We start from the raw sequence: 18,298 nt of genomic DNA on the forward strand, positions 1-18,298 counted from the left end.
TAAGGGGGTAGGGGAAGCACCCATGGGCCCTCAGCGCCTGGCCCTCGCTGCGCTGCTGGTGGGAGCCGCAACCGCGCTCGCCGGCTGCGGCCAGCGAAGCGAGACATCGGCGGACAAGGGCGGAGCGCAGCAGGTCGAGCTCGTGGCGAGGTCCGACCTGAAGTTCTCCGTGGACACCCTGAGCGTGAAGGCGGGCCAGCCGGTCGCCCTGGTGCTCCGGAACGAGGACACCGCCCAGCTCCACGACTTCACCATCCTGAAGATCCCGGTGAAGGATGTACGCGGGGGCAACGAGGCAAAGGGTGAAAACGTCCACGCGGGAATGGACATGGGCATGGAGCCCGCCCTGCACGTTTCCGTCCAGCCCGGCCAGACCGGGCGCCTGGAGTTCACCCCGACGGACAGAGGGCAGTACGAGTTCTTCTGCACGGTACCCGGTCACAAGGACGCGGGCATGAAGGGCACACTCACGGTAAACTGAGGCCATCGGAACCGCGGTCACCTTGACGCCGGACCGCCCGGCCCTGTATCCTCGTTGCCAGGATTGCCAACCGAACCCCTCCGGTGCCGCCTGCCACGGGCGGAGAATAGGGAACCGGGTGCAAGTCCCGGGCGGTCCCGCCACTGTAACCGGGGAGCAAACCGGGCCCGGCAGTCCGGCTTCGAGCCGCTGCCCGGCCAAGCCACTGGAGGACTTCCTCCGGGAAGGCGCCCGGGGCGCGAGGAGCCGGAAGCCAGGAGACCTGCCGGAGGAGGTGTCCGGCCACGGGGCACGGTGTCTGCCCCGGGGCCGGGGTTCGCTGGGGATGATGGTAAAGTTCCCAGCCGGTCATGCACCGGCTGGGCTTGTTCTTTCTGGAGCACTCGCCCTGAGGAGGATGCCGCCGTGAACGGACTGTACCAGACCGTGCGCCGAATTGCAGACCTGGACCGGGAGGCGATGCGCCGCGCCCGGGATCGCCTGGACCGGCTCACCAAGCCGCAGGGAAGCCTGGGCGTCCTCGAGGACCTGGCCGAGCGGCTGGCCGGGATCACCGGCAGCCCGCTGCCGCGCCTCGGCGACCGGGCCGTGGTCGTCATGGCCGCCGACCACGGCGTGGCGGCCGAGGGCGTCAGCGCCTACCCGCAGGAAGTGACCGCCCAGATGGTCCGGAACTTCGTGCAGGGCGGCGCCGCGATCTGCGTGCTGGCGCGGCAGGCCGGGGCCCGGGTGACGGTGGTCGACATGGGCGTGCGGGAACCCACCGCCGCCCACGGGGTGGTCGAGCGGCGGATCCGCGCCGGCACCGGCAACATCGCCCGGGGGCCGGCCATGACCCGCGAGGAGGCCGTGGCGGCCCTGGAGACCGGGATCGAGATCGCACGCATGGAGATCGCCCGCGGCGCCACGCTGCTGGCCACCGGCGACATGGGGATCGGCAACACGACGGCGGCCAGCGCCGTCACGGCCGCCATCAGCGGGCAGCCGGTCGCCGCCGTGGTCGGCCGCGGCACCGGCATCCCGGACGGGCGGCTCGCCCTCAAGGTGCGGGTGGTCGAGGAGGCCCTGCGCGTGAACCGCCCCGACCCCGGCGATCCGGTCGACGTCCTGGCAAAGGTGGGCGGGCTCGAGATCGGCGGCCTGGCGGGCCTCATCCTGGGCGCCGCGGCCGCCCGGGTCCCCGTCCTGGTTGACGGCTTCATCGCCGGCGCCGCCGCCCTCCTCGCCGCCCGCCTGGCGCCGGCCGCCGTACCCTACATGCTCGCCTCCCACCTCTCCGAGGAGCCGGGGCACGCCGTTCAGCTCCGCCTCCTGGGGCTGGAGCCGCTCCTGCGCCTCCGGATGCGGCTCGGCGAGGGCACGGGGGCTGCCCTCGCCATGCACCTGGTCGAGGCGGCCACCCGCGTCCTCGCCGAGATGGCGACCTTCGAGTCGGCCGGGGTCTCTACGCGGCTCGAGCCGCCCGCCGGGGATCGAACCGCCGGAGAAGGAGCGAGTTCGACACCACGGACACCGAGCTGAACGCCATCGCGGCGCCCGCGATCATGGGGGTGAGCTGGCCCAGGGCCGCCAGCGGGATGCCCAGGACGTTGTAGATGAACGCCCAGAAGAGGTTCTGCTTGATCTTCCGCATGGTGGCCCGGGAGAGCCGGATGGCGGCGGGAATCCCGCGCAGGTCGCCGGACATGAGGGTGATGTCGGCGGCCTCGATGGCCACGTCGGCACCGGTGCCGATGGCGATGCCCAGGTCGGCCGTGGCCAGCGCCGGGGCGTCGTTGATGCCGTCGCCCACCATGGCGACGACCTTCCCCTCGGCGCGCAGCTTCTCGACCTCGGCCGCCTTGTCCTCGGGCAGCACCTCCGCCAGCACCCGCTCGATCCCGACCTGCCGGGCGATCGCCTCGGCCGTGCGCCGGTTGTCGCCGGTGATCATGACGACGTCGACGCCCAGCTGCTTCAGCTCGGCGATGGCCGCCGCCGAGGTGGGCTTCACCGTGTCCGCCACCGCCACGACACCGGCGACCTGGCCGTCGACGGCCAGGATCATCGCCGTCTTGCCCTCCGCCTCCAGGCGGCGGACCTCCGCCGCCACCGGCGCCGGGTCGACCCCGTGCCGCTCCATGAGCCGGGTGTTGCCCAGGGCGACGCGGCGGCCCTCCACCCGGGCCTCAACGCCGTGGCCGGGCACGGCCTGGAAACCCTCGGGCTCCGCCAGGTGGAGGCCGCGGGCCCGGGCCCCCTCCACCACGGCCCGGGCCAGGGGGTGCTCGGAGCCCCGCTCGGCGGAAGCCGCCAGGCGGACCACCTCCGCCGTGTCCCAGCCGGGAGCCGGCACCACGTCGGTCAGGTCGGGCTCGCCCCGGGTGACGGTGCCGGTCTTGTCCAGCACGACGACCTGGATCTTGTGCGCCTTCTCCAGGTGCTCGCCGCCCCGGATCAGGATGCCGGTCTGGGCGCCCTTGCCCGTGCCGACCATCACCGCCGTCGGCGTCGCCAGACCCAGCGCGCACGGGCAGGCGATGACCAGGACCGCCGTCGCGGCCCGCAGCCCGGTGCTCCAGTCGCCGGTGGCCAGGCCCCAGCCCAGGAGGGTGATCACCGCGACCCCGATCACCGCCGGCACGAAGTAGGCCGAGATGACGTCCGCCAGGCGCTGGATGGGGGCCTTCGAGCCCTGCGCCTCCTCCACCATGCGGACGATCTGGGCCAGGGCGGTGTCCGCCCCCACCCGGGTCGCCCGGAACTTGAAGGTCCCGTGCTTGTTGAGCGTGGCGCCCACCACGGTGTCGCCGGGCCGCTTGTCCACCGGCACGCTCTCGCCGGTGAGCATCGACTCGTCCACCGAGGACTCGCCCTCGACGATGACGCCGTCGACCGGGATGCGCTCGCCCGGCCGGACGACCACGATGTCGCCCACCGCGACGGCCTCGACCGGCACGTCCCGCTCCTCGCCGTCACGCACCACGCGGGCGGTCTTCGCGCCGAGGTCCAGGAGCTTCTGGATCGCCTCGGAGGTCCGCCCCTTGGCGACAGCCTCCAGCATCTTGCCGAGGATGATCAGGGTGAGGACGGTCGCGCCCGCCTCGTAGTAAACGGCCGGGCGGGCGACGGTCCCCGCGGCGTGGCCGCCGGGGGCGCCCACCAGGAAGGTCTCCGCCACGCTGTACAGGTAGGCGGCCGAGGTGCCCAGCGCCACCAGCGTGTCCATGTTGGCGCCGCCGTGCCTGAGGTTCAGCCACGCCCGCCGGTAGAACTGGGCGCCCGCCACCACCTGCACCGCCGTGGCGAGGGCGAACTGGACGTAGGGGCTGCCGAGGACCGTGTGGATCCCCAGCGGCATGAGGACCATGGACTCCAGGAGGAGCGGCAGGGTCAGGGCGGCGGAGAAGAGGAAGAGGTGCAGCTGGTGGCGGATCTCCCGCTGCCGCTCGTCCTTCTGCCGGCCCTTGTCCTCCCGCGCGACCTCGGCGCCGTAGCCGGCCTCGGTGACGGCACGGATCATCTCCTCCACGTCGACGAGGCCGGGGGTGAACTCCACCGTCGCCTTCTCGGTGCTGAGGTTCACGGCCGCCCGCTGCACGCCGGGGAGTCGGGAGAGCCGCTTCTCCACGCGGGCGACGCACGAGGCGCAGGTCATGCCCCGGATGTTCAGAGTGACCTTCTCCCGCGCCACGCCGTAGCCGAGTTCCTCGACGGCGCGGAACATCCGGTCGAGGTCGACCGCCTCGGGATCGAAGACGACGGTGGCCTTCTCCGTGGCCAGGTTGACGCTCGCCTCCCGGACACCCTCGAGGTGGGACAGCCTATTCTGGATGCGCGTCGCGCACGACGCGCACGTCATGCCGGTGATCTGGAACGTGGCCTTCTCCTCGACCTGCTCTCTCTGCGCCACTGCGGTTTCCGCCATGGGCGCTCGCCTCCCGGTTGCCGACTACCCCCCTGGGGTACTACGCCCCCTACTATAGCCCATCCGGCGGGGAGCGTCAACGACCCGCCCGCCTCCCGGGCACGGCCGCAGCGCAAGCATAGTGTGGCCACGGCCGGTCGGGGTGCGGCGGTCGGGGCGGATCCGGGCCGGCGACGCGAAGGCGCCCGCGGCGGGTCCCCGCGGGCGCCCGGGCCTGCCAGGCATCGGGCGGCACGCCGGCCTGCCCGATGTACGGTCTCACCACCAGAAACCGGGAAACGCGGCGATGCCCGGGATCCCCGCGACCGTCGGGAATGCCGATGGCACGGTCGCCACCGTGGTGACCGGCACGGCGTACTCGAACACCCGGTACACGGTCGCATTCGCCGCCGGGTACGAGGCGGCGCCGGGCGCCAGCCAGAGGTCGTCGGCCCCGGCCTGGGCGCCGATGAACGGCGAGATCCCCGAGACGGCGGCACCGCTTGCGTCGAAGAAACCCCACAGCATCCAGGCCACTCTCCTTGCTCTGACTTCTCCTCCGGGCGGGGCGGCTCTCTACATAATACGGCGACAACGAGCGGCGCGCTCCCGGCCCCTTCCCCGGGGCACGCTCCGTGGGGCCCCCTGCGCCGCGGGGGCCTCCGGAGCGGACGTGTCAGAAGAGGAGCGTCTGCCTGCGCATGTGAACGTTCAGCACCAGCCCCACGGCGATCAGGTTGGCGACGGCGGAGGTGGGCCCGTAGCTGATGAAGGGCAGCGGGATCCCGGTCACGGGCATGAGCCCGACCGCCATCCCCGCGTTCTCCAGCACGTGGAAGCCGATCATCGCCGCCACCCCGGTGACCAGCAGCACCCCGTAACGGTCCTTGGCGTGCATGGCGGCGTTCAGCACCCGCCACAGGACGACCAGGAACAGGAGCAGGACCACCGCGGCGCCGATGAAGCCCAACTCCTCCGCCACGGCCGTGAAGATGAAGTCGGTGTGCGACTCGGGCACGTACCCGAGCTGGGTCTGGGTGCCCCGGAACAGGCCCATCCCCGGCAGCCCCCCGCTGGCGATGGCGATGCGGGCCTGGATGACGTTGTAGCAGGCGTTGCGCACGTCCCGCTCGGGCTCCAGCCAGCAGAGGATGCGGTCGACCTGATACCGGCTCACCCCGGGCACCTGGATGCCGTACACCGTGGTGGCGACCACGATGCCCGCCAGCGCCCCGGCCCCCAGCAGGGCGAGGAGTCCCAGCCGCCACCCGGACATGCCCGCCATGTAGAGCATGGCGGCCACGATGGCGAGCAGCACCAGGGCGGTGCCCAGGTCCGGCTGGAGCAGGATCAGGCCCAGCACGGGGGCGATGTGGCCGCCGGCCAGGAGAAGGTGCCAGAAGGACCCCAGGTTCCCCTCCTGGCGGGCCAGGAGCGTGGCCAGCGTGACGATCACGAGCACCTTCGCGATCTCCGAAGGCTGCACGAGGATCACGCCGAGGTCGAGCCAGCCACGGGTACCGTTGACCTCCTTGCCGAGGAAGGGGACGAAGACGAGCGACAGCAGCGCGATGTTCGCGATGTAGAGGAATCGGTACAGCCGCTCGAACTCGGTGTAGTCGAACAGGAGCACAAGAACAAGGCCTGCCAGCCCCAGGAGGAGGCCGGCAGCCTGCTTCAGCACGTAGGCGCTGGATTGCTCCCCGAACTGGCCCCGGGTCGCGCTGGCCACCACGAGGAGGCCGAGCGTCCCGAGGGCGAGAACCGCCGCGAGCAGCACCCAATCCATGTTGCGGAGAAACCGGAGGTCGAAGTTCAACGCCCAAAACCCCCGCGGTCACCGGCAGGCTCGATCCGCATGAATTATAACGGCCGGGCACCCGAGAGGGGTACGGCCGGGAAAGGGTGCCGGCCCGGGGGACCCTGCAGCCGCTGGCGGGCGCTACCGCACCAGCGCGGCCCGGCGCACCCGGCGGACCGGGATGTTCGCCACCAGGACCGCCTGGTGTTCTGCCTGGGACAGGCGGACCTCCATGTTCTCCGTGTCGATCTCCATGTACTCGCTGATCACGTGGATCAGCTCTTCCTTCAGCCGCTCCAGGAATTGCGGCGTGACGCTGGCCCGGTCGTGGACGAGCACCAGGCGAAGCCTCTCCTTCGCGATCTCCGCGCTCGGCGCCTCCCGTCCCAGCACTCTGGCGATCAGGTCGAACACAGCCCCCCGCCCCCTTCACCGGGTCCCGAAGCCGAACGCCCGCTTGAGCCTGGCCAGAAGGCCCTCGTCTGTCTCCAGGTCCATGATGGGCACCTCTTCGCCCATCAGGCGGCGGGTGATGTTGCGGTAGGCCTCCCCGGACCGGGAGTTGCGGTCGAGCACAGCCGGCTCGCCCCGGTTGGTCGTCACGACGATCTGCTCGTCTTCCGGCACCACACCCAGGAGGTCGATGGCCAGGATCTCCAGCATGTCGTCGATCGCCAGCATGTCGCCCTTGCGGACCATCCCCGGGCGGTAGCGGTTGATGATCAGCATCGGCCGCTCTTTCTCCGCGGCCTCCAGCAGCCCGACCACCCGGTCGGCGTCCCGCAGGGCGGACATCTCCGGGGTGGTGACGATGATCGCCTTCTCCGCCCCGGCGATGGCGTTCTGGAACCCCTGCTCGATCCCTGCGGGGGAGTCGATCAGCACCCAGTCGAACTCCTGCCGGAGCTCCTCCGCCAGGTCCCGCATCTGGTCCGGGCGGACGGCGGTCTTGTCCTTGGTCTGGGCGGCCGGCAGGAGGAACAGGTTGTCGAACTGCTTCGACTTGATCAGGGCCTTCCGGTACTTGCAGTGGCCGTTGGCCACGTCGACCAGGTCGTAGACGATGCGGTTCTCCAGCCCCAGGAGAAGGTCGAGGTTCCTGAGCCCGATGTCCGCGTCCACCAGGCAGACCTTTTGCCCGCGCATGGCGAGCCCGGTCCCCAGGTTGGCCGTGGTCGTGGTCTTGCCGACGCCACCCTTGCCCGAGGTGACCACGATCACCTGTCCCATCGGAGTCCCTCCTCGTCCGGCCGCTCGGCCCTCGCTACGCCGGGCTGTACCGCCCCAGGAGCGGCCGCCCCTCCACCACGATTTGCCCGTTCGCCACCCGGGCGACCTCCGGCACCCCGGCTCCGGCCGGATCGGCGTCCGGCGGACGGCCCACGTACCGGCCGATGCGGAGCTGGGTGGGCTCCAGCCGCACGGCCGCCACGATGGCCGTCTCGTCGCCGGCGGCGCCGGCGTGCGCCACCCCGCGCAGGGCACCGAGCACTACGATGTGCCCCGTGGCGACCACCTCGGCACCAGGGTTCACGTCCCCCACGATGACCACGTCCCCCGGGTGCCGCAAGGTCTGCCCGGACCGAAGGGTGCGGGTGACGACCAGCGGCGGGGCGGACCGTGCCGGGCCGAACCCGACCGCGCCGGGCGCATCCGGCTCGACCCGGCGGGGGGAGGGCGGCTGCGCCGAAGGGAGCAGCCGGGTGAGATCCTCCCCTTCGCGGATCTGGCGGGGTACCAGTCCGTGCTGGCGGAGCAGGGCCACCAGCTGGGCCCGCTCCTCCTCCCCGAGCTGGCGCTTCCCGACGGCGACGGTCACCTCCGCACCGCGGAAGAACCCGCCGCTCGCTTCGAGCTTCTCGGCCAGCGCACCCATGAGCGAGTCCCAGCCCGGATGGTCCTCAAGCACGATCAGCAGGCCGTCCCGGGTCCCGCGAAACCATACTTCCTGCCGCATCCAGACTCCCTGCTTTGGCTCGTTGCGGGGACCGCACCCGGCAGGCTCCGGGCACGGGCTTGATCGGTACTTCGTCAACCGAGCGCCAAATCCTCCCTCTACGAGTAAAAAAGAGTAGCGTGCGCGGCCGAGTGCCATTGCCACCGGAAACCTGTCACGACGACCGCCGCGCCCGGACGGGTCACCGGGCCGCCCCGCGCCGGGACGGGGACGGCCGGGACCCGGGGGCCGGTGCGGGGCGCACCGCCACCGCTCCCCGCGGGTCGGGCCGGAAGTGGGTGTACCGCCCCAGGAGCCACAGGTACACGAGGGTGGTGAGGCCGGCAGACAGGATGGCGCCCGGCAGGACGGTCCCGCGCAGCGCCTGGAGGGGGGGGAGGGGCCAGCCGAAGTAGAGCAGGACGCCCAGTGTCAGCCCGCCCGTGAGCAGCCCCCCCGCCGCCCCGCCCACCACCGGCAGGAGGACGTTCTCCTTCACCACGAACCGCTCGGCCTGGCCGGCGACGAGCCCTGCCAGGCCGAGCGTGAGCACGTGCAGTCCCATGAGCCGCCCGATGGCCACGTCGAGCGCGGCGCCGGCCAGCGCCCCGGCCCCGAGCCCGACGGCCGGCCCGAAGAGGAGCCCGTAGCTCACCACCACCGCCAGGAGCACGTCCGGCACCACGCCCCACAGGCGCACGAAGCTGGCGGCCGTGGTCTGGACGAGGAAGGCCACACCGAGAACCCCGAGCAGGTGCCCGTACCTCACGGATTGTCCACCCCGGTCCCCTCGTCCGGCCCGGCCAACACCACCTGCACGAAGTCCAGGCGCGTAAAGTTCACCGCCGGCCGCACGGTGGCAAACTTGACGAGGTTGTTCTCCCGCATCCCCACGGTCTCGACGGTCCCGACCACGAGCCCACGCGGCAGCACTGCGCCGAGGCCGCTGGTCACCAGCGCGTGGCCGGGCTCCACCTGGGCGTCGCGGTTGAAGGGAAACTCCGCGACCGCTCCCTCGCTCCCCCGGCCCTGCACCCGGCCGTCCTCACCGGTGACCGCGTCGAGGATGGACGCCTGGAAGTCCGGATCGATCAGGAGCTTCACGGTCGAGGTGAAGGGAGTCACCCGCTCCACCTTGCCGACCAGGCCCTCGCTGTTCACCACCGCCATGTTGACCCGGACGCCGTCCCGGCTGCCCCGGTCGATGACCACCGACGAGAACCACGCGGAAGGGCTGCGGACGATGACCTGCGCCGGCAGAAGGGAGTAATTCGAGCGGGCCTTCAGACCGAGTTCCGAGCGCAGGGCCCGGTTCTCGTTCTCGAGGTCCGCGTACAGTGCCTGCAGCTGCCGGAGCTGGGCCAGTTCGGCCCGCAGCTGGGCATTCTCTTCCCGCAGCCGCAGGATCTCCTGGATCGCCTGGGCGGTACCGCGGACGCGAGCCGAGGTCCAGCCGGCGACCGACTGGACCGGGTAGAGCAGTGTGGCCAGGATGTTCTCCACCGCCGTGGAGGCGGGGCGCTCGCGGGCTGTCGCGACCATGAGCGCGAACAGGACGACCACCGTCACCAGCCCCGCTACCAGGGCCCGCACACCCCGGGCCCCGTGGGGCGCGGGACGTGGCAGCATGGCGACTCCTCCCGGCGTCAGGCGCGGGCCGCCCGCCGCAGGATGTGCATTTCGTCGAGGACCTTGCCGGTCCCCTTGACGACGCAGAGCATGGGTTCGTCGGCCACGTGCACCGGCATGCCCGTCTCCCGGGACACCAGCACGTCAAGGCCCTTCAGGAGCGAGCCGCCGCCGGTCATCACGATGCCCCGGTCCATGATGTCGGCAGCCAGCTCCGGCGGCGTGTTCTCGAGGGTCACCTTGATGGCCTCGATGATGGCGGCCACAGGCTCCGCGAGGGCCTTGCGCACCTCCTCGCTCGTGATGCGGAGGGTGCGCGGCAGGCCCGTCACCAGGTCGCGTCCCCGGACCTCCATCTGCTCGTCCTGGCCGGTGGGGTAGGCGGAGCCGATGGCGATCTTGACCTCCTCGGCCGTGCGCTCGCCGATGAGCATGTTGTACGTCCGCTTCACGTACTGCACGATGGACTCGTCCATCTCGTCCCCGGCGATCCGGATCGACCGGGACGTGACCAGGCCGCCGAGGGAGATGATGGCCACCTCGGTGGTACCGCCGCCGATGTCGACGACCATGCTCCCGGTCGGCTCCTCCACCGGCAGCCCGGCGCCGATGGCCGCCGCCATCGGCTCCTCGATCACGTACGCCTCCCGCGCCCCGGCCTGCAGGGCCGCGTCCTGCACGGCCCGGCGCTCGACCCCCGTGACGCCGGAAGGCACCGACACCACCACGCGGGGCCGGAACGGCGTGCGGCGGGGCTGCGCCTTGTTGATGAAGTACTTGAGCATGGTCTGCGTGATGTCGAAGTCGGCGATCACGCCGTCCTTCATCGGCCGGACGGCGATGATGTTCCCGGGCGTCCTGCCGATCATCTGCTTGGCGTCCAGACCCACGGCCATGGGCGCCTTGGTGTCCCGGTCGATGGCGACCACCGACGGCTCATACAGAACAATGCCCCGGCCTTTCACGTAGACCAGGGTGGTCGCTGTACCCAGGTCGATCCCCATGTCCCGGGCGAACAGGTTGAAGATGGACACGGCCTGCATGACTCCTTTCTCGGCGTCAGAGCAGAACGCCCGGGCCGTACCGTTCCCGGAGGCTGACGAATTGCCGATCGCCGATCACGATGTGGTCCAGGACCTCGATCCCCATGATCCGGCCCACCTCCGCCAGGCGGCGGGTCACCTCCCTGTCCTCGGGACTGGGCGTGGGATCGCCGCTGGGGTGGTTGTGGACCAGGATGACCGAGTGGGCGCTGCGGCGGATGGGTCCCTTGAACACCTCGCGGGGGTGGACGACGGACGTGCTCAGGCTGCCGACGGACACCGTCTCGACGCCCAGGACGCGCCCCCGCACGTCCAGCAGGACCACCCGGAACTCCTCCCGGTCCAGGCGGCGCATCTCCTCCATGAGCAGCGCCGCGACCTCGGCGGCCGTCCGCACGCTCGGCCGCGCCGCCCGGGCCCGCCACAGGCGCGTCCCCAGCTCCACGGCCGCCTTCAGGCGGGCGATCTTGGCCGGGCCGAGCCCTGCCACGCGCCGGAGTTCCTCCGCCGGAGCCTCGGCGAGGTAGTCGAGCGGGTGCCCGCCCCCCTCGCCCAGGAGAAGCAGTTCCTGCGCCACCTCCACCGCCGTGACCCCCGGCCGGCCCGAGTCGAGGAGCACCGCCAGGAGCTCGGCGTCGGTCAGCGCCCGGGGCCCCTGCGCCAGCAGGCGCTCCCGGGGACGCTCGGAGGGCGGCAGCGACTTCAGGGTCACGCCCTTCCGCAAGGGGAGTGTCCCTCCCGGGGGGCCACCGCCCCCCGCGGCCGCCCACCTACAGCACGGTCAAGCCGAACTCCTCCAGAAGGCGGGCGACGCGGCCGAGAGGCAGCCCGACTACATTATAGTAACACCCGAAAATACGCTCGACCAGCAGGGCTCCGAGCCCCTGCACGGCATAGGCCCCGGCCTTGTCAAGCGGCTCCCCGCTGCGGACGTACCACTCCACCTGGGCGCGCGTCAGAGGCCGCATCCAGACCGTGGTCTCCTCGTGTTCCACCCGTTTCCTCCCGCCCGGGGCGACCAGGGCCACGCCGGTGATCACGACGTGGGACCGGCCCTGGAGCCGCTCGAGCATGCGCACCGCTTCGGCCTCGTCCCGTGGCTTGCCCAGCACGGCCCCATCCAGGACGACGATCGTGTCGGCCCCGAGGACCAGGGCGTCCGGTTCCCGGGCCGCCACGGCCTCCGCCTTGCGCAGGGCCAGCGCGCGGGCGAGGTCCGCTGGCTCGCGGGTCCCGTCCCCCGGGTCTTCCGGCACACCGGAGGGCACCACCTCGAACGACAGGCCGACCTGCTCGAGCAGGCTCACCCGCCGGGGCGATGCCGATGCCAGAACGAGACGCGTCACCTATACCCCTTTCCGATCGGACGTCAGCTTCGCAGAGCCCAGACCAGCGCCAGGGCGAGTCCGACGGCCCCTGCGACCGAGATCCTGAGCTGCAGCTCGAACGAGAAGCCCGCGACCGCCAGGAGCAGGCGCCCCAGGTCGTACGAAACGTGCAGGAACGGGACCGGCAGGGCCTGTCCCACCACGTTCCCCACGACCGCTCCCGCGACGCCGACAACCAACACCAGACCGAGCGAGCGACGCACTCCGGGCCTCCTCCGGGTACCGCCAGCGGGCGGCGCCCACGGGTTTCGCTTGCGATGCTGGTGAGATTCGTGGCCGGGGCCAAGATCTCCTGGCGGCGGCCACCCGCGCGGACGGCACTTGAAGGACCGGGGCGTGCACCACTTTTTTCTATTTTACCCAGGCTACGGCCAGAATGCAACAGGGGCCCCCGGCGGGCCCCCGTGCAGGGACGTGGCGGCGCCGGACCCGGCGGCTACGCGCCGGACGTCCAGCTCCGGAACTGCTCCACCAGGGCCAGGTAGCCCGACATGGCGGCGCGGTACTGGTCCTCCCCGCCCCCCTGAGCGAGCACGCCGATCTGGCCGCCGTTCTGCACGGCCTTTTCGACCATGGCCACGAGGCTCCCGACGACGGGGTCGGACGTGTGCGGGCGCAGTTCGTCGGCCACGCCCTGCAACTGGCTCGTGTACTGAGTGAGGCGATCGGCGCCGGTGGCCTGGCCGGTGGCGTACCGGTCCCACCACGCCGCGGCTTCGTGGAGGTATCCGCTCAGCAGGCCGAGGCCCTTGTCGAACGCAGCCTGGGCAGCGGCGTTCTGCGGGCGCACGGCAGGCTCGGCGGCGATCGACACCGGATTGGCGTACAGGGACAGCTTGGTCGGTCCGCGGTACGCCGACTCCGCCTCCGCCTTGGCCGCCATGGCACCGTCCCGGCTCCCGTAGGCGCCGACCACGACCTTGTACCACTCACCGGCGTGGGACACGGCAGCGGGGAGGCCGTTCTGCTCCAGATCCGCCGCGGCCCGGCGCGCCGCCTCGGGTGACTTCAGGGCGTGTGCCTGGAGGAAGTAGACCGTGAGCGGCCGCCGGGACGTGTCCAGCGGCGCCTGCGCGGACGGCATCCCGGCCATCTCCCCGCCACCCGGAGACCCGGCCGGGTTGGTCCCGCTGCTGGCCGGCTCCTGGCTGGCCCACCGGTCGCTCAGCCAGTTCCCGAGCCACCACGCGCCGGCCAGGGCGAGGACAGTGACGATGACGAAACCGCCGCCCCACCGGTCCTTCCACCTGCTGTCCGACCGGCCAAATCGCTGCATCCCTCTCCCCTCCTGTCCGGCACGGCGGCCGGGGTCGCTCCGGCCCCCGTCCTCATGGTCTGCCGGGAGGGCGGCGTGCAGGTTCGTCCGCCCCGTCCCACAAATGCGTATGACCCACGCTCGCCGCTCATGCTGTTGTGAGTGGTGCGTTGCGCGTGGTGAGGGCGCACGCCGTGGGTGAACACGCGCGGACCTGGGAGGTTCGGAGCAGGGGATTCTCTCTCCGGCGCCGCCCGGAAGGCGAGCAGACCATGCTCCGGCCGGGGGTTGCAGCCGTATGTTGCCAGAGATGGTATAGTCTCCCTCAAAGAGTCAGCCGATGCGAGTCTGCCGGGACGCCAGACCCGCATTTCTTGCGCCTCACGACCCGACCAAGATTGACATAATGCCTGATCCGGAGACGCGCTGGCCTGTCCGGGTCGACACAAGATGCATTTCCGGTGCACCGATTGCCTCACGTACCATCAGGCGGAACGGGGTCTCGCTCCGCAAACCGAAGATGTCCGACGCCGTGTTGGGGCAGGGACGGCCCGGCCGCGCCCCGGGGTCCGCCAGCGGGACGGGCCGGCCGGGTCCCGTGGCCGGATGACGCGCCCCTCCTGCGCTCTGTCCCCGACCCGCGACCCCTGCTTCCTCCAGGCGCACCCGGGTGGGGCCCCTCACGCCGGAGCACGGGTGGACCCGAGGCCCGCGCGTGTTCACCCACACCGTGCGCGCTCACAACTCACAACTCACTACTCACTACTCACAACTGATAACGCGTGCGCCCTCGCCGGCCCCACGAGGTACAGCGAGCCCGTGATCACCACGGCACCGTCCGGTCCGGCCAGAAGGGCCGCCCGGTCGACAGCCCGCTCGAGTTCCGGCTCGACGGTGACCGGCACGCCGTAGGGGAGGACGTACCGGGCCAGCTCGTCCGCCGCCAGGGCGCGCCGCACGCTGCGGGGCGCGGTCGCCACGACGGCCCGGGCGCCCGGGACCAGGGCATCGAGGAGCGGGCGGAGCTGCTTGTCGGCCAGGACGCCGAGGACCAGGACCCTGGGACGCTCGGGCAGGAGGCCGTCCAGCGCCTGGCGCAGCGCGCGGGCGCCGGCCGGGTTGTGGGCGCCGTCGGCGAGGACCAGGGGCTCCTCCCGGAGCACCTCGAGCCGGCCGGGCCACTCTGCGGTGCGAAGCCCCGCCCGCAGGGCAGCCTCGTCCACCCCGCACAGGCGGAGCACGGCGGCCGCCACTGCCGCGTTGCGCAGCTGGTACCTGCCCGCCAGCCGGAGCTCCAGGCCCGGAAGGCCCGGCAGGTCGAACCGCTGGCCGTACAGGTCCCCGCCGCGCGGGAGGGCAGGCGGGGCCAGGACCAGCGGCGCCCCCACCCGGGCCGCCTCGCGGCGCAAGACCCAGAGCGCGCCGGGATCGTCGGCGCCGGTCACGCACGGGACGCCGGGCCGGAGGATCCCCGCCTTGTCCCAGGCGATCCGCTCCCGGGTGGGGCCGAGGACCCGGACGTGATCGAGGTCGACGTTGGTGATGCAGGTGACGGCCGGGCGGGCGACCACGTTGGTCGCGTCGTAGCGGCCGCCGAGCCCCACCTCCAGCACCACCCAGTCGACCTGCCGGCGGGCAAAGTGCAGGAAGGCGACGGCGGTCGACACCTCGAACTCCGTGGGCTGCTCGAAGCCCTCCCGCACCATGGCCTCCACGTGGGGCCGGACCTCGGCCACCAGTTGGGCGACGTCCTCGTCGGGAAGGGGGGCGCCGTCGACCTGGATGCGCTCGTTCCAGCGCTCCAGGTGGGGCGAGGTGTACAGCCCGACCCGGTACCCGGCCGCCCGCAGGCCCGCCGCGACCATGGCGCACACGGATCCCTTGCCGTTCGTGCCCGTCACGTGAACGACCCGGCCCGGAGCGGGCAGCGGGTCGCCGAGCCGGCGGAGAAGCTCCCGCGTGCGCTCCAGGCCCGGTTTCATGCCGAAGCGGTAGAGGCCGTGGATGTAGGCGATGGCCTCCTCGTACGTGATGGGGTGCTCCCCCCCTAACGGACGCGTTCGAGCAGGGCCAGGCGGCTGTCGAGCGCCGACAGCCGCTGGCTGAGGTCGGCCTCCTTCTGCCGCTCCTTCTCGACGGCCTGGGGCGCCGCCCGGGAAACGAAGTCGGGGTTGGCGAGCTTCGTCCGCGACCGCTCCAGCTCGCGAGCGACCTCTTCCCGCTCCCGCGCGAGGCGGCCGATCTCCTTCTCCACGTCGACGACGCCCTTGAGCGGAACGTAGACCTCGGCGCCGGAGACGACGGCGGCGACCGCCTGCTCCGGAGGCGGCGAGCCCGCCGGGAGCACCGTCACCCCCGCGGCGTGGGCGAGCGCCACGAGGTGCCGGCGCGCCCCCTCCAGCGCGGCCTGGAGCTCGGGCGTGGAGGCGACCAGCACCACGTCGGCCCGGCGGCCGGCCGGAACGCCGGCGTCGGCGCGCAGGGCGCGGACGGCCCGGATGACCTCCATCCACAGGCCCACGGTCCGGGCGTCGTCCGGGAACCGGAGGGCGTCCACGGGAACCGGCCAGGGGTCGACCACCAGGGCCGGGGGCGCCCCCTTCGCCCGGGCCGCGGCCCACGCGGCGTGCCGCTCGGGGCGCGCCAGGTCGGCCGCCACCGCGGCCGGGTCGGCGCCGGGGCCGGCAGCCACCAGCACGGTGGCCGACAGGCCGCCCGGCCGGACGAGCTTCTGCCAGATCGCCTCGGTGATGTACGGCATGAACGGGTGCAGCAGGTGCAGGATGCCGTCCAGGACGTACCAGAGCGTGTACTGGGCGATCTGCCGGCTCTCTGCGGCGGCCTCGCCCTGTTCCTCGTCCTTGCCGTAGAGGCGGGGCTTGACCATCTCGATGTACCAGTCGCAGAACTCGTCCCAGATGAAGTCGTAGAGGGCCGTGGCCGCCAGCCCGAGCTCGAAGCGCTCGAGGTTCCCCTGGACGGCCCCGGCGACCTCCTGCAGCCGGGTCACGATCCACCGGTCCTCCGCCCGCCCGTGGGCCGTGAGGGCCGCGGGATAGTCGGGGACGCCGGCGGGGTCGAAGTCCCTCAGGTTCATCAGCGCGAAACGGCTGGCGTTCCAGAGCTTGTTGGCGAAGTTCCGGGCCGCCTCGACCCGCTCCCAGTAGAAGCGGAGGTCGTTGCCGGGGCTGTTGCCCGTCGCCAGCATGAACCGGAGGGCATCGGCGCCGTACCGGTCGATCACCTCCAGCGGGTCGATGCCGTTCCCCAGCGACTTCGACATCTTCCGGCCCTGGCTGTCCCGCACGAGGCCGTGCAGGACCACGGTGCGGAAGGGCACCTCGCCCGTGAGCTCCAGGGCGCTGAAGATCATCCGGGCGACCCAGAAGAAGAGGATGTCGTACCCCGTGACGTTGACGGTCGTGGGGTAGAAGTAGCGGTAGTCCTCGGTCGGGTCCGGCCAGCCCAGGGTGCTGAACGGCCAGAGAGCCGAGCTGAACCACGTGTCGAGGCAGTCGGGGTCCTGCTCCAGCTCCGTGCTGCCGCACTGCGGGCAGACCGTGGGGTCCTCCATCTCGCAGATCTCGGCCCCGCAGCGCTTGCAGGTCCAGACCGGGATCCGGTGACCCCAGTAGATCTGCCGGCTGATGCACCAGTCCTTGATGTTCTCGAGCCAGTGCAGGTACACGCCCTCGAACCGCTCGGGCAGGATGCGCACCCGACCGTCCTTGACCGCCTGGATGGCCGGCTCGGCCAGCGGCTTCATCTTCACGAACCACTGCGTGGAGACGAGCGGCTCGACCACGGTGTCGCAGCGCTGGCAGCGCCCGAGCGCGTGGACGTGCGTCTCCACCTTCTCCAGGAAGCCAGCCGCCTCCATGTCGGCGACGATCTGCCTGCGGCACTCGTACCGGTCCATCCCCGCGTACCGGCCGCCCGCCTCCGTGATCTCGCCCTTCCAGCCGATCACCTGGATGGCCTCGAGGCCGTGCCGCTGGGCCACCTCGAGGTCGTTCGGGTCATGGAACGGGGTGATCTTGACCGCCCCGGTGCCGAAGGCGGGGTCCACGTACTCGTCCGCGACGATCGGGATGAGCCGGCCCGTGGCGGGGTGCCGGACCTTCTTGCCGACGAGGTGGCGGTAACGCTCGTCGTCGGGGTGCACGGCCACGGCGGTGTCGCCGAGCATCGTCTCGGGGCGGGTCGTGGCCACCGAGATGAAGCCGCTCCCGTCCTCGAGCGGGTAGCGGAAGTACCAGAGCCTGCCCTCGGTCTCCTCGTGCTCGACCTCGATGTCGCTGAGGGCCGTCCCGTCCTGCGGGCACCAGTTGATCATGCGCTGGCCCCGGTAGATGAGGCCCTTCTTGTACAGCTGCACGAAGAAGGCCCGGACCGCCCGGGAGCAGCCCTCGTCCATCGTGAAGCGCTCCCGGCTCCAGTCGCACGAGGCGCCGAGCCGCTGGAGCTGGCGGATGATGGTGTCGCCGTACTTGCGCTTCCACTCCCAGACCCGCTCGACGAACCGCTCGCGGCCGAGGTCGTGCCGGGTCAGGCCCTCTTCCTTCCGGAGGACCTCCTCCACCTTGATCTGGGTCGCCAGGCCGGCGTGATCCGTCCCCGGCAACCACAGCGTGGGGTCGCCCCGCATCCGGTGCCAGCGGATCAGGATGTCCTGGAGCGTGTTGTCCAGGGCGTGGCCCATGTGGAGCGCGCCGGTGACGTTGGGCGGCGGGATGGCGATCGAGAAGGGGTCGCGCCCCTCCACGATCGGTGCCCGGAAGTAGTCGCCGTCCAGCCAGAACCGATATGTCTCGGCTTCGACCTCGGCCGGGCTGTAGCGGGAAGGCAGTTCCGCCCCGGCCTCCCGTGGATCGGACAT

17 protein-coding genes and 1 riboswitch are annotated in these 18,298 nt (G+C 71.8%); of the genes, 2 read left to right on the forward strand and 15 right to left on the reverse strand.

The window, feature by feature from the left end:
• The first annotated feature begins 22 nt into the window (after nt 1-22).
• Nucleotides 23-481: a cupredoxin domain-containing protein gene (locus caldi_RS12800; protein ID WP_264842143.1), complete on the forward strand. Its 459-nt coding sequence runs from the start codon at nt 23-25 to the stop codon at nt 479-481.
• 64 nt (nt 482-545) lie between these two features.
• A riboswitch (cobalamin riboswitch) is annotated at nt 546-765 on the forward strand.
• A 121-nt stretch (nt 766-886) separates the two neighbouring features.
• Nucleotides 887-2,002: a nicotinate-nucleotide--dimethylbenzimidazole phosphoribosyltransferase gene (gene cobT, locus caldi_RS12805; protein ID WP_264842144.1), complete on the forward strand. Its 1,116-nt coding sequence runs from the start codon at nt 887-889 to the stop codon at nt 2,000-2,002.
• Here the strand turns inward: cobT and caldi_RS12810 are convergent.
• The 15 genes from caldi_RS12810 to caldi_RS12880 form a co-directional block, all read right to left on the reverse strand.
• On the reverse strand, nt 1,926-4,388 hold the full coding sequence (locus caldi_RS12810) for a heavy metal translocating P-type ATPase (protein ID WP_264842145.1): 2,463 nt from the start codon (nt 4,386-4,388) through the stop codon (nt 1,926-1,928). The two genes, cobT and caldi_RS12810, sit on opposite strands and share 77 nt — an antisense overlap.
• A gap of 258 nt (nt 4,389-4,646) precedes the next feature.
• On the reverse strand, nt 4,647-4,895 hold the full coding sequence (locus caldi_RS12815; RefSeq protein WP_264842147.1) for a hypothetical protein: 249 nt from the start codon (nt 4,893-4,895) through the stop codon (nt 4,647-4,649).
• A gap of 148 nt (nt 4,896-5,043) precedes the next feature.
• Entirely contained in the window at nt 5,044-6,186 is a 1,143-nt protein-coding gene (gene rodA, locus caldi_RS12820) for a rod shape-determining protein RodA (protein ID WP_264842148.1), read from the reverse strand.
• Between the two features lie 123 nt (nt 6,187-6,309).
• Nucleotides 6,310-6,582, reverse strand: a complete 273-nt coding sequence (gene minE, locus caldi_RS12825) for a cell division topological specificity factor MinE (protein WP_264842149.1) — start codon at nt 6,580-6,582, stop codon at nt 6,310-6,312.
• 15 nt (nt 6,583-6,597) lie between these two features.
• Nucleotides 6,598-7,398 carry a septum site-determining protein MinD gene (gene minD, locus caldi_RS12830; protein WP_264842150.1) on the reverse strand — a complete coding sequence of 267 codons (801 nt, stop codon included), beginning with the start codon at nt 7,396-7,398 and terminating at the stop codon, nt 6,598-6,600.
• A gap of 34 nt (nt 7,399-7,432) precedes the next feature.
• Complete coding sequence (gene minC / locus caldi_RS12835; protein ID WP_264842151.1) at nt 7,433-8,125, reverse strand: septum site-determining protein MinC; 693 nt, start codon at nt 8,123-8,125, stop codon at nt 7,433-7,435.
• Between the two features lie 181 nt (nt 8,126-8,306).
• Entirely contained in the window at nt 8,307-8,873 is a 567-nt protein-coding gene (gene mreD / locus caldi_RS12840; RefSeq protein ID WP_264842152.1) for a rod shape-determining protein MreD, read from the reverse strand.
• Nucleotides 8,870-9,733: a rod shape-determining protein MreC gene (gene mreC / locus caldi_RS12845; protein WP_264842153.1), complete on the reverse strand. Its 864-nt coding sequence runs from the start codon at nt 9,731-9,733 to the stop codon at nt 8,870-8,872. The genes mreD and mreC overlap by 4 nt, the downstream gene beginning before the upstream one ends.
• Nucleotides 9,734-9,750: 17 nt before the next feature.
• Nucleotides 9,751-10,761: a rod shape-determining protein gene (locus caldi_RS12850; RefSeq protein ID WP_264844805.1), complete on the reverse strand. Its 1,011-nt coding sequence runs from the start codon at nt 10,759-10,761 to the stop codon at nt 9,751-9,753.
• Between the two features lie 31 nt (nt 10,762-10,792).
• On the reverse strand, nt 10,793-11,500 hold the full coding sequence (gene radC / locus caldi_RS12855; protein ID WP_264842154.1) for a RadC family protein: 708 nt from the start codon (nt 11,498-11,500) through the stop codon (nt 10,793-10,795).
• Between the two features lie 46 nt (nt 11,501-11,546).
• On the reverse strand, nt 11,547-12,122 hold the full coding sequence (locus caldi_RS12860; RefSeq protein ID WP_264842155.1) for a Maf family protein: 576 nt from the start codon (nt 12,120-12,122) through the stop codon (nt 11,547-11,549).
• Nucleotides 12,123-12,145: 23 nt separating this feature from the next.
• Nucleotides 12,146-12,367: a hypothetical protein gene (locus tag caldi_RS12865; RefSeq protein ID WP_264842156.1), complete on the reverse strand. Its 222-nt coding sequence runs from the start codon at nt 12,365-12,367 to the stop codon at nt 12,146-12,148.
• A 233-nt stretch (nt 12,368-12,600) separates the two neighbouring features.
• Nucleotides 12,601-13,440, reverse strand: a complete 840-nt coding sequence (locus caldi_RS12870) for an SPOR domain-containing protein (protein ID WP_264842157.1) — start codon at nt 13,438-13,440, stop codon at nt 12,601-12,603.
• Nucleotides 13,441-14,174: 734 nt separating this feature from the next.
• Nucleotides 14,175-15,401 carry a bifunctional folylpolyglutamate synthase/dihydrofolate synthase gene (locus tag caldi_RS12875; protein WP_264842158.1) on the reverse strand — a complete coding sequence of 409 codons (1,227 nt, stop codon included), beginning with the start codon at nt 15,399-15,401 and terminating at the stop codon, nt 14,175-14,177.
• A 65-nt stretch (nt 15,402-15,466) separates the two neighbouring features.
• Entirely contained in the window at nt 15,467-18,298 is a 2,832-nt protein-coding gene (locus caldi_RS12880; protein WP_264842159.1) for a valine--tRNA ligase, read from the reverse strand.

Source organism: Caldinitratiruptor microaerophilus, assembly GCF_025999835.1.
GTDB lineage: Bacteria > Bacillota > Sulfobacillia > Symbiobacteriales > ZC4RG38 > Caldinitratiruptor > Caldinitratiruptor microaerophilus.